General features: G+C 75.4%; 10 protein-coding genes. 5 read left to right on the forward strand and 5 right to left on the reverse strand.

All coding sequences use genetic code 11. The features are described from left to right. Window positions 1–90 precede the first annotated feature (90 nt). The 4 genes from Q1K26_RS13875 (at window position 91) to Q1K26_RS13890 (ending at window position 4,912) form a co-directional block, all read left to right on the forward strand. Entirely contained in the window at window positions 91–1,140 is a 1,050-nt protein-coding gene (locus Q1K26_RS13875; RefSeq protein ID WP_300011717.1) for a chemotaxis protein CheB, read from the forward strand. Between the two features lie 118 nt (window positions 1,141–1,258). Beyond that, window positions 1,259–2,005: a hypothetical protein gene (locus Q1K26_RS13880; protein ID WP_300011721.1), complete on the forward strand. Its 747-nt coding sequence runs from the start codon at window positions 1,259–1,261 to the stop codon at window positions 2,003–2,005. A 119-nt stretch (window positions 2,006–2,124) separates the two neighbouring features. Then, window positions 2,125–3,966 (forward strand): CheR family methyltransferase, encoded by a 1,842-nt coding sequence (locus Q1K26_RS13885; RefSeq protein ID WP_300011751.1) that lies wholly within the window; start codon window positions 2,125–2,127, stop codon window positions 3,964–3,966. A 4-nt stretch (window positions 3,967–3,970) separates the two neighbouring features. Further along, the gene (locus Q1K26_RS13890; protein ID WP_300011724.1) at window positions 3,971–4,912 is read left to right on the forward strand and encodes a PfkB family carbohydrate kinase; all 942 of its coding nucleotides are present in this window, start codon (window positions 3,971–3,973) and stop codon (window positions 4,910–4,912) included. 13 nt (window positions 4,913–4,925) lie between these two features. Here the strand turns inward: Q1K26_RS13890 and Q1K26_RS13895 are convergent, their stop codons facing one another. The 5 genes from Q1K26_RS13895 to Q1K26_RS13915 form a co-directional block, all read right to left on the reverse strand. Further along, a complete protein-coding gene (locus Q1K26_RS13895; protein ID WP_300011727.1) occupies window positions 4,926–6,065 on the reverse strand; it encodes a Vms1/Ankzf1 family peptidyl-tRNA hydrolase in 1,140 nt (379 codons plus the stop codon). A 9-nt stretch (window positions 6,066–6,074) separates the two neighbouring features. Continuing rightward, a complete protein-coding gene (locus Q1K26_RS13900; protein WP_300011730.1) occupies window positions 6,075–7,106 on the reverse strand; it encodes a glycosyltransferase family 9 protein in 1,032 nt (343 codons plus the stop codon). Next, a complete protein-coding gene (locus Q1K26_RS13905) occupies window positions 7,099–8,232 on the reverse strand; it encodes a glycosyltransferase (RefSeq protein ID WP_300011733.1) in 1,134 nt (377 codons plus the stop codon). Before Q1K26_RS13905 ends, Q1K26_RS13900 begins: the two co-directional genes overlap by 8 nt. 40 nt (window positions 8,233–8,272) lie before the next feature. Then, the gene (locus Q1K26_RS13910; protein WP_300011736.1) at window positions 8,273–9,178 is read right to left on the reverse strand and encodes a glycosyltransferase; all 906 of its coding nucleotides are present in this window, start codon (window positions 9,176–9,178) and stop codon (window positions 8,273–8,275) included. 689 nt (window positions 9,179–9,867) lie between these two features. Continuing rightward, window positions 9,868–10,308, reverse strand: a complete 441-nt coding sequence (locus Q1K26_RS13915; RefSeq protein ID WP_300011739.1) for an Hsp20/alpha crystallin family protein — start codon at window positions 10,306–10,308, stop codon at window positions 9,868–9,870. A gap of 173 nt (window positions 10,309–10,481) precedes the next feature. On the opposite strand from Q1K26_RS13915, the gene Q1K26_RS13920 reads away from it, so the two are divergent. Beyond that, the gene (locus Q1K26_RS13920; RefSeq protein ID WP_300011754.1) at window positions 10,482–10,619 is read left to right on the forward strand and encodes a hypothetical protein; all 138 of its coding nucleotides are present in this window, start codon (window positions 10,482–10,484) and stop codon (window positions 10,617–10,619) included. Window positions 10,620–10,715: the final 96 nt, after the last annotated feature.

Raw genomic sequence — 10,715 nt, forward strand, 5'->3', positions numbered from 1 at the left:
CTTGCTTCCTCCGGCCGGGGAACGGGTATGTCCGTCCGACCGGTGCGCGCCTACGGTGGGCGGGCCGAACCGCAGCGACAGGAGGGGCCGATGCCGTCCGAGGCCGGAGCACGCCCCGCACGGCTGGTCGTGGTGGGCGCCTCGGCGGGTGGCGTCGAGGCGTTGCAGTCACTGGTCGCCGGGCTGCCCGCCGACCTCGCGGCCGCGGTGGTCGTGGTGCTGCACATCCCCCGGAGCTCGCCCGGGGCGCTGCCCGGGATCCTCGACCGGGCCGGCCCGTTGCCGGCCGTCACCGCCGCCCACGGGCAGTCGCTGCGCCCCGGTGTCGTCTACGTCGCTCCCCCGGACCGGCACGTGCTCGTGGAGGACGGCGAGCTGGTGCTGAGCGCGGGACCCGCCGAGAACGGGCACCGGCCCGCCGTGGACCCGCTGTTCCGGTCGGCCGCGATCGCCCGCGGCCCGGCCGTCGTCGGGGTCGTGCTCTCGGGCACCCGCGACGACGGGGCCGCCGGGTCGGCCGCGATCGCCCGGTACGGCGGCTCGGTCCTCGTGCAGGACCCCGCGGACGCGCTCCATGCGCCGATGCCGCTCAACGCGATGCGCGAGGTCCCGCAGGCCGCCGTGCACCGCGCCGCCGACATCGGTGCGGTGCTCGCCGCCCTCGTGGACGCCCCGGCGGGCCCGGCGGTCGTGCCGCCGGACGACGGATCGGTGCGCCTGGAGGTCGCGTCGGCCCGTGACGGCCTGCCCACCACCGACGAGTTCGCCCACGCCCGCCCGTCGGAGTTCAGCTGCCCCCACTGCCACGGCGTGCTCTTCGCGCTCCCGGGCGGCCCGGCGCCCCGTTTCCGCTGCCGGACCGGGCACGCCTGGTCCCCGGTGAGCCTCGTCGAGGACCAGGCCACCGGGGTGGAGGAGGCGCTGTGGACGGCGGTGCGCGCGCTCGAGGAGAAGGCCGCACTGGTCACCCGCCTGGCCGAGGACGCACACGCGAACGGGCATTCCCGCTCGGCCGCGGAGTTCCGCACCCGGGCCGGGCACACCCGGCTGCAGGCCGAACGGGTGCGTGAGCTGTTGCGCCACGACGACCCGTCCGATGCGCTGCTCCCGGTCGAGACGCTGGGGCGGGACGTGTCGTGATCCGCGACGCGTGGCGCCCCGTGTCGCCCGTCCTCGTCACCACCACGCATCTGGGCGCGGGGTGCGCCGGGTCCTGCACGCGGGGGCCGCCGCGGAGCCGCCCGCCGGTCCGCAGCCGGTGAGGGACGCGGTGCGCTGCGAGATCGTGCGCCGCTACCCGGTGGCGCTGGTCGTCGCCACCGGGGTGCTGCGCCTGGACACCGCCCACATCCTGCGGGCCGCCGTGCTCAAGGTGCTCGCCGACCGCCCCACCGCGCTCGTGCTCGACCTCGCCGACCTCGAGGTGCTCGAACCCGCGTCGGCCACCGTCCTGCCGCTGCTCGACCAGCACGCGGTGCTGCGCGCCGACAGCGTGCTGTTGGTCGCGGCACCGTCGGTCTCGGTCCGCCGGGAGCTGCACCGTCTCGGGGCCGGCATCGCGGTGCACGCCACCCGCCCGGAGGCACTGACGGCCGCGGCCGGCCGTCCCGCGCCCTCCCGGGTACGGCTGGCGTTCGAGCCCACCCACGGCGCGCCCGCGCTGGCCCGGCGCGCGGTGACCGGAGGGTGCGGGCTGTGGGACCTGCCCACCACGCTCGCCACGCGCGTGGCCCAGGTGGCCAGCGAGCTGGTCACCAACGTGGTCGAGCACGCCGGTGGCGACGGCCTGTTGCTGCTCACCCGCGGGCATTCGCTGCTGCACCTCTCGGTCCGCGACGGCAGCAGCCTGCAGCCCGTCGCCGGTGCCGGGTTCGGGTTGACCATCGTCGGCGCGCTGAGCTCGTCGTGGGGCGTCCGCGCCGTACCGGACGGCAAGGTGGTCTGGGCTACCCTGCGGATCTGGCCCGCGGCAGGGGCCCTCGGCCGGCCCGGGAGCAGGCCGTGAGCGGAGCGGGACGGGAGGAGGTTCGGGTGCCCGAGGTCGCAGTGCCGGAGGACCCCGACCCGCAGGACGGGTCGGAGCCCGCGGGCGGCGCCCCGGTCGCCGAGGACGGCCTCGAGACGCTGCTGCAGCACCTGCGGGACACGCGGGGGTTCGACTTCACCGGCTACAAGCGCTCCAGCATCTCGCGGCGGGTGCGCCGCCGGATGGAGCAGCTCGGGATCACCGACCACGGCGACTACCTCGACCACCTGGAGTTGCACGGCGAGGAGTTCACGGCGCTGTTCAACACCATCCTGATCAACGTGACCGCGTTCTTCCGCGACCCCGACAGCTGGGAGTACCTGCGCAGCGAGGTGCTGCCCGCGGTGGTGGCGGCCAAGGGCCCCACCGACCCGATCCGCGTGTGGAGCGCCGGGTGTGCCTCGGGCGAGGAGGCGTACACGCTGGCGATCGTGCTGTCCGAGCTGCTCGGGCGCGACCAGTTCCGGGACCGGGTCAAGATCTACGCCACCGACGTCGACGAGGAGGACCTGGCCCGCGCCCGGCAGGCGGTCTACGACGAGCGGCAGGTGCGGGGGCTGGACCCGGAGCTGCTGGAGCGCTACTTCGAGCCGGTCGGCACGCGCTTCCAGTTCCGGTCCGACCTGCGCCGCAGCGTGATCTTCGGCCGCAACGACCTCGTGCAGGACGCCCCGATCTCGCGCATCGACGTCCTGGTCTGCCGCAACACGCTGATGTACCTGACGGCCGAGACCCAGGCCCGCATCCTGGCCCGCTTCCACTACGCACTCGCGCCGACCGGTGTGCTGTTCCTGGGCAAGGCCGAGATGCTGCTCAGCCACGCAGCGCTGTTCCGGCCACTGGACCTGCGACGACGCGTGTTCACGAGGGTCGCACCGGCGACCGCCACGGACCCGCCGTTCGCCGGTGGCGACGGGCAGGTCCCGGGCGCGACCCCACCGGCCACCGTGGACGGCACGCCGGAGGAGGTCCTGCTGTCCGCACCGGTCGCGTACGTCGTGCTGAACGGCGACGGGACGGTCCGGCTGGTCAACCGCGCCGCCGAGGGCCTGCTCGACGTCTCCGCCGCCGACTGCGGCCGCCCGTTCCGCGATGTGGACGTGTCCTACCGACCGGTCGAGCTGCGCCGCCACGTCGACCTCGCGCTGGCCGAGCGGCGGGTCGTGCGGGTCGACGACGTGCAGCTGGTGCGCGACGAGCAGATCCTGACGTTGCAGATCCGGGTCCAGCCGCTGTCCGCGTCCACCACGCTCCGGCTCGGCGGCCCGCCCGCGGTTGCCATCTCGTTCGAGGACGTCACCGAGCAGGCCCGCCTCCGCGAGGAGCTGAGCCAGCTCGGGTCCCGCCTGGAGACCGCGCACGAGGAGCTGCAGTCCACGAGCGAGGAACTGGAGACCACCAACGAGGAGCTGCAGTCGACGGTGGAGGAGCTGGAGACCACCAACGAGGAGCTCCAGTCCACCAACGAGGAGCTGGAGACGATCAACGAGGAGCTCCAGTCCACCAACGACGAGCTGCACGCCATCAACGACGAGCTCGAGGAGCGCAGCGGCCAGCTCAACGAGGTCAACTCGTTCCTGGAGTCGGTGCTCGCCGGCCTGCACTCGGGAGTGATCGTCCTCGGGCGCGACTTCCTGGTGCGGGCCTGGAACCAGCAGGCCGAGGAGCTGTGGGGGCTGCGCCGCGACGAGGTGCTGCACCAGAACTTCCTCGCGCTGGACATCGGGCTGCCCATCGACCGGCTCCGGCCGATGATCCGCGAGGCCCTCGCCGGAGATCCGCGCAGCCACCAGCTGGGCATCGCCGCGGTGAACCGGCGGGGCCGCACCATCGAGGTCCGGGTGCTCGGCAGCGCCCTCAACGACCGCGACGGCTCCCCCGCCGGGGTCATCCTGATGATGGACGAGGAGCCTCCCGACGCAGCGCGCCCGGCGGACTGACCCGATGCCCGAGACCGTGGTGGTCCTCGCCCCCTCCCCGCTGATCACGGTCACGATCGAGGACCGGGCCGACGAGCCCGACATCCACGTGCACGCGGGCGGGCAGGGCGTCTGGCAGGCGCGGATGCTCCAGTCGCTCGGCGTGCCGGTGGTGCTGTGTGCCGGGCTCGGTGGGGAGACGGGCGACGTGCTGGCCGACCTCATCCCGGGCGAGGGCATCGAACTGCGCGCGGTGCGCCTGCGGTCACGCAACGGCGGCTACGTGCACGACCGGCGGTCCGGGGACCGCACCGTGGTCGCCGAGGCCCGCGGCGGGGCGCAGGACCGGCACGAGCAGGACGAGCTCTACGAGCTGGCGCTGGCCGCGGGCCTCGAGCACGGCCGGGCGCTGCTGTCGGGCCCGAACGGCGACCGCGTGCTGCCACCGGCCTTCTACGCCCGCCTGGCCACCGACCTGCGGGCGAACGGGGTCAGCGTCGCCGTCGACCTGTCCGGGGAGCGGTTCGCCGCCGCGATGGAGGGCCGCCCGGACCTGGTCAAGATCAGCCACGAGGAGCTGGTGGACGACGGGCTGTCGCCCTCCGCGGAACCGACGGACCTCATCGCCGCGATGCGCAGGCTGCGCGCGGACGGGGCCGGGATCATCGTGGTCTCCCGGGCGGCCGACCCGGCCCTGGCGCTGATCGGCGACGAGGTCGTGGCGGTCCGTGTCCCGCCGCTGCAGACCGCCGAGCCCAAGGGGGCGGGTGACTCCATGACCGCCGGCATGGTGGCCGTGCTCGCCCGGGGCGGCGCACCGCTGGACGCGCTGCGGACCGGCGCCGCCTGTGGCGCCCTCAACGTGGTGCACCACGGGCTCGGCACCGGCAGCGCCGCCGCGGTGGCCGCGCTCGCCGACCGCGTCACGATCACCAACTGCGACGACGACGGCACCGAGCGCCCCTGACGCGGGCCGCGGCTCAGGACGTCCCGACGAAGGGGTAGCGGAGCACGGCCGCCACCCCGTCGGCGAGGCCGAGCTCCGGCTGGTCGTCGGCGATCGCGTGCACGGTGACGCCGCCCGCCGCGGCGGCGCGGATCATCGCCGCGTCCACCCCGGCCGGCCCGTACGGCTCCGCCCCCTCGGCCCGCAGCGTCTCGGGGTCGCCCGCGAGCTGCGTCGGCGAGCCCGCCGCGACGAACACGGCGCCGTCCCTGGTCACCGACCCGTCGAGCAACAGCGTGTCGACCTGCTCGGCGCGCAGTGCGGCGAGCACCGCGTCGACGCCCTCGACGCCGAAGCCCTCGCCGCGCCCCGCCGCCTCGCGGTAGCGCTCCAGGGCGGCGAACCGCTCCCGGCCGGAGACGTCGTCCACCGCCACCGCGACGGCCGCCGCGAGGTCGTCGACGTCATCCGGCCCGCCGCTGTGCTCCAGGTCGACCGCGAGCGCCGCGGCGCGCGCGGACAGCGCGTCCCGCAGCCGGGAGCGGGCCGGCGCGTCACCGGCCAGCAGCAGCACCCCCGTGGGATGCGCGCGGACGTGCGCGTCCACCCGCTCCGCGACCTCGGCGGTGTTGCGGCGCCACGTCTCCTCGACGTGCTCCTGCACGTTGCGGTCGGACGGGCCCCCGGTGGAGACCTTGTGCACGGGATGCTGCCGGCCCGACACGTGCTCCACCGTCTCCGGTGCGCCACCGGGTGGCACCCGCAGGATCTCCCCGCCGGTCTCGTCGACGCGCACCACCAGCGCGAGCACCGGCTCGGGCATCGCGAGCAGCATCGGCAGCAGGTCGGGCACGGGGCCCCAGACGGCGAGGGCTCCGGAGGCGACCGCCGGCGCCGGCGGGGCGGCCAGCACCCGGTCGAGCACCACGGCGCCGTCGGTGGCGACCAGCACCCGACCCGCCCGACCCTGGGCGGGTGGCGCGTCCTCGACGGCGGCCGCGACGGCGTCGAGGGTCGCACCGTCGGCCCCCTGCGCGGCGAGGTCCTCACGCGCCGCCGCCCACCGCAGCTCCGACCGGTGCGCCGCGTCGGCGGCGTCGTGGGTGGCGTCGAGGTACACGGTGGCGAACGGCCCGGGGCGCTCGCCGAGATGGGCGATGAAGCTGAGGTCCATACCTGTGCGCTACCCGCTGGCGCGTACCTCAACCGCGTCGGTAGGGGGCCCGCCCCGCCCGACTACCCGGGCCAGGGCGGCATGCACGGCGCCCGGCTCGATGTCGGCCATGCAGGCCGGCCCGGCCGTCGAGAGCGGGCACGCGGCCTGCCACCAGCACACCTGCTCGGTGATGGCGGTCGGTCGCCGGTGCGTGCACCCCGGCAGGCCCTGCAGGTCGAGCGCGGGCGGGTCCAGGCCGTAACGCGCGGCCAGGGTCGGGCCGAACAGGCCGACGGTGCGGGCACCGACGGCCGCCGCCACCCGCACCGGCCCGGTGTCGGGCCCCACCACCACCCCGCCGCGGCGGCCGACCGCCGCGAACAGCGCAGCCAGCGAGCGCAGGTCGGTGGGCGGCAGCGGGCGGACCGGCGCCCCGCCCCATCCCGGGGCGCTCCCGCCCCCGGCGACGACCAGCGGCGGTTCCCCCGACCGTGCGAGCGCCGAGGCGAGCCGGGGCCAGTGCGGCCACCGCTTGACCGCCATCCCGGCCCCGGGGACGAGCACCACCGGCGCGCCCGACGGGGCGACACCCGACAACGTCCGGTCCGCCACGGCCTGCTCGGCCGCGGTGAGGTGGATCGACGGCGGCCGGTACCCGCCCTCGACCAGCCCCTCCGCCGCGAGGATGGCGACGTAGCGGCGGGCCACCGGCTCGTCGTCGGGCGGACGGCGCCACATGTCGGTGACGCTGCGCATCCCGCGCGCCTCGATCTCCTCGGCGATCCCGTCGAAGCGGGTGGTGCTGACCACCAGGTCGGGCGGGCACCGGTCCAGCTCGGCAACCACCGCAGCCCGCTCCCGGTGCCGCTCCGCCCGGCGCACCTCGGTGACGGCCCGGTCGGACCGCAGCAGGTCGGCCCCGGGTGCGTGGGTGAGGACCCGCAGCGCCGCGCCGGGGTGGGCACGGTGCAGCGCGTGCACCGCGGGCAGCACCATGCACAGGTCCCCGATCCCGCCGAGCAGGTCGACCACCAGGATGTCGCGGAACCGTTCAGCCACCGGCCCGCTCCGTGACGCGCGCGTACAGCTCCCGGTGCGCCGCCGCGATCCGCGGCCAGCTGCGCCGGGCGGCCAGCGCCGTACCTCCCGCGGCCACCCGGTCGCGCAGGACCGGGTCGTCGAGCAGGCGCCCCAGGGCGTCGACGAGCACATCCGGGTCGCGGACCCGGGGGGCCACGACAACCGTCTCGCCGTCGACGAGGTCGGGATCGGGCGGGTCGGCGGCGGTGACGACGGTGGGCAGCCCGTGGGCGAACGCCGAGAGCAGCGCGCCGCTCTTCGTCGTCGCCCCGGCGGTGAACGGGAAGGCGGCGAGGTCGGCGGTGCGCAGGGCGCAGGACACGCGCTCCGCGGGCAGGTGGCCGGTGACCGTCACGTGCTCGGCGACCCCCCGCGCGGCCGCCCACGTGGTGAGCTCCGCGCGGAACGCCCTGGCCTGCGGCTCGGGCAGCGCGAGCGAGGTGAACCCGCCCAGCACCAGCAGGTGCAGCCGGTCCCGGCCCGCGGCGCGCAGCCGCGCGACGGCGTCGATCAGGTACCGCAGACCCTTCACCGGGTGGACGAACCCGAAGAACGCGACGACCTCGGCGTCGGGCGGCACCCCGAGATCCTCGCGGACCGAGTGCCACCCCCCGCCGGCATCGGGCACGTTCGGGGCCAGCGGCACCAGCCGCGCCCGCACCCCGAGGCGCGTGCGGAGCTGGTCGGTGTGCCCGGCGTTCGTGGTCACCGTCACCGCGGAGGCCGGCACCAGCCGCCCCGTCTCGCGGTCGAACCACCCGGGCCGCTCGACGGCGCGCCACACGGCGGCCGGCACCCAGGACGGTGCGGCCCACCAGCCGTACTCGTGGACCGTGGTGACGACGGGGGCACGCACCAGCTCCGGCAGCAGCCCCGGCCACGGCCGGAAACCGAAGGCGGACGGGGCGAACTGCACGTGGACGACGTCGGGGTCCCAGCGGGCGATCCGGCGGGCCGCGCGCACGACGTCCCCGGGCGAGCCCGCGGTCGCCACGGGCTCGACCGCGGCCCCGGTCGCCCGCAGGGCATCGGCCAGGTGTGCTGCGTAGTCGGTGACGCCGTCACGGCCGGGGTCGGCACGGCCCTGCACCATCGCGATCCTCACGCAGACGTCGTTCCCGGGCCGGCAGGCCCGAAACAGTTCGTCACCCCGGTGGCGACCGCAGCGGCAGCAGGTCCACCGCCGAGGCCGACCGGACCGGGATCGAGGTGGGTGACTGCTGGTGGTAGGCGCCGCTGGGCAGGATGCCCGCCCCACCGTGCGCGGCCATCACCCGCTGCTGGCTGAGCACGTCCTCGCCGTGGCTGTCGGCGGGGATCTCGCGCCAGAAGTCGAAGCCGCCGGACTCCAGCAGGGCGGCCCGGTCGAACAGGACGCATCCCGCGGCCCAGGCGACCTTGTAAGGCAGCCAGGTCCCCGGTGGCGGGAGCGCCCCGGTGTCGAGGCCGAGCCGCTCGGCGAGGTGCAGCCCGTTCGCGGCGTTGTGCAGGGTCCAGCGGGCCCACCCCGGCCCGTCCTTGAGCACCGTCTCGGGCCGGACGGGACCGTCCCACGCCTCGAAGGGCGCGCACTCGTGCGGGCGCCGGTCGTGCAGGTGCGAGAGCCCCTGGACCGACGCGGCGACGAACCCGCATCCGAGCTCGGACAGCGCGCGGTGCAACCGGTCGAGCACCCCGGGTTCGAGCCACACGTCGTCGTCGAGGAGCAGCACGGCCCCGGCGGAGGCGCGGGACAGCAGGAACGCACGGTGCTCGGCGATACCGCGCCGGGGCAGGTGCCGGTGCAGCTCGACGGCGGTGCCGCGGCGGCGCAGGGCCGCGATCAGCGTGGCCGCGGACGGGGTGTCGAACCCCGCCGGGCCCGCGGACTGGTCGGAGATCACCACCCGGAAGGACACACCGGTCTGGGCCGCCAGCCCGGCCAGGGTGGTCGCGAGCTCGACCGGCCGGTCGCAGGTCGGCACGAGCACGTCGACGGCCGGGGCGGCCCCGCCAGGGGGTGGCCCCGACCCTGCCGCACCTGCTCGTCCTCCCCGTTCACCGATGGTCATCCCGGTGGCGTACCCCGTTCCCGCCAGGCGATGCGGGCGCGTCGGCGGGGCCGCCCGGGGTAGGAGGACGCCGCGGACGGCCGGTGGCGGTCGCCGGATCCGGTGCCGAGGTGGCGATGAGCCCGATGTGGCGGACGGTCCGCCGGGCCCCGCGTCATGTGTCGCGGCGATCGCGGCCCGCGCGGCCGCATGCGTCCTCCGTGGTGGCGGTGGGTCGATCGATCACCTCCTGTCCGGCCGGCGCTGGTGTCGTGGCAGAACCCGCGCGCGACCCCGGGGGCCCGCGCTGCCGGGCCCGCGGGTGCCGCGCCACGCCGGTGACGCGACCGGGTCGGCGCGACAGCGCGTGGGTGCCGAGCCGCGTGGGGAAACGTCCCGTTCCGATCCTGACCGCGACGGTGGGGTCGCGTCGCCTCGGGTGGACGACTGGGTGGTTCGCGACTGCGTGGTTCGCGACTGGGTGGTTCGGGAAGTTGGCGTCGATGATCGCGACGAACTCGGCACGGAGCAGGTCGTGGTCGGCGCAGACGAGGTCGGTGAACACCGCGGCGGTGCCCGGGCCGCTCCGGTCGTCGCACCACGGCCCGCTCGCGCGCCGCCGCACGATGCCGACGGGCTCGACGGTGGGGTGCTCGCTCATGTCCGTTGCCCTCCCCGGATGGGGCCGCCCCGGGGCCGGGGGCGGGCTGTCAGGCGTTGATCTGCTTCTGTCCGCTGTCGGCGTTGGCGATGCTGATCTTGCGGGGCTTGGCCTTCTCGGCGATCGGGATCCGCAGGGTCAGCACGCCGGCGTCGTAGGCGGCGTCGATGTGGTCGGTGTCGAGGGTGTCGCCCAGGAACAGCTGTCGGGAGAAGACCCCCAGCGGCCGCTCGGCCACCTGCATCTCGATGTGCTCCCCGGTGGCGGCCGGGCGCCGCTCGGCCTTCACGGTGAGCACGTTGCGTTCGACGTCGAGCTCGATCGCGTCGGCGGACACGCCGGGCAGGTCGAACGACACGACGAACTCGTCCCCGGCGCGGTAGGCGTCCATCGCCATCGCGGTGGGCCGGGACCAGGTGCCGGGGGTGTTGCCGAACACCTGCTGGGTGATCCGGTCCAGCTCACGGAACGGGTCGGTGCGCATCAGCATCGCAGGCCACTCCTTCCTGATCGACGACAAGGGCGGCGATGCTCCGGAGCGGACCCGGCGGGGATGACCCCGGCCCGCTCCAGATATCTGCTATCCTAGCTACAGTTTTTCGGGTACGCAAGAGGTAGACTTACGGCAGTCGCAGATGGCGATATCAAGTGTGAGGAGAGGCCGTGAGTTTGACGAACGTGTGGGTGCAGACCCAGGCCGACGGGCTGGTACGGGCCGACCAGGTGGTCGGGATCGACGCCCACCAGACCCCGGCACTGAGCCTGGATCCACCGCCGCAGTTCGCGTTACGCGCTGGTTGATCTTCTGGGTGGGTTGGTGGGAGAAGGTCGTGGTTGAGCTGCCGGTCTGTCCGGCTCTTCCACTGCTGGTTCTCCGGTCGGGCCCCGGTGGGGGGC

This window comes from Pseudonocardia sp. (assembly GCF_029263155.1).
Taxonomy (GTDB): Bacteria; Actinomycetota; Actinomycetes; order Mycobacteriales; family Pseudonocardiaceae; genus Pseudonocardia.

Excerpts from the sequence above, each read along its gene's own strand:
- Q1K26_RS13875 (WP_300011717.1), top strand. The coding sequence starts at position 91 with ATGCCGTCCGAGGCCGGAGCACGCCCCGCACGGCTGGTCGTGGTGGGC.
- Q1K26_RS13895 (WP_300011727.1), bottom strand. The coding sequence starts at position 6,065 with ATGGACCTCAGCTTCATCGCCCATCTCGGCGAGCGCCCCGGGCCGTTC.
- Q1K26_RS13910 (WP_300011736.1), bottom strand. The coding sequence starts at position 9,178 with ATGACCATCGGTGAACGGGGAGGACGAGCAGGTGCGGCAGGGTCGGGG.
- Q1K26_RS13915 (WP_300011739.1), bottom strand. The coding sequence starts at position 10,308 with ATGCTGATGCGCACCGACCCGTTCCGTGAGCTGGACCGGATCACCCAG.
- Q1K26_RS13890 (WP_300011724.1), top strand. The coding sequence starts at position 3,971 with ATGCCCGAGACCGTGGTGGTCCTCGCCCCCTCCCCGCTGATCACGGTC.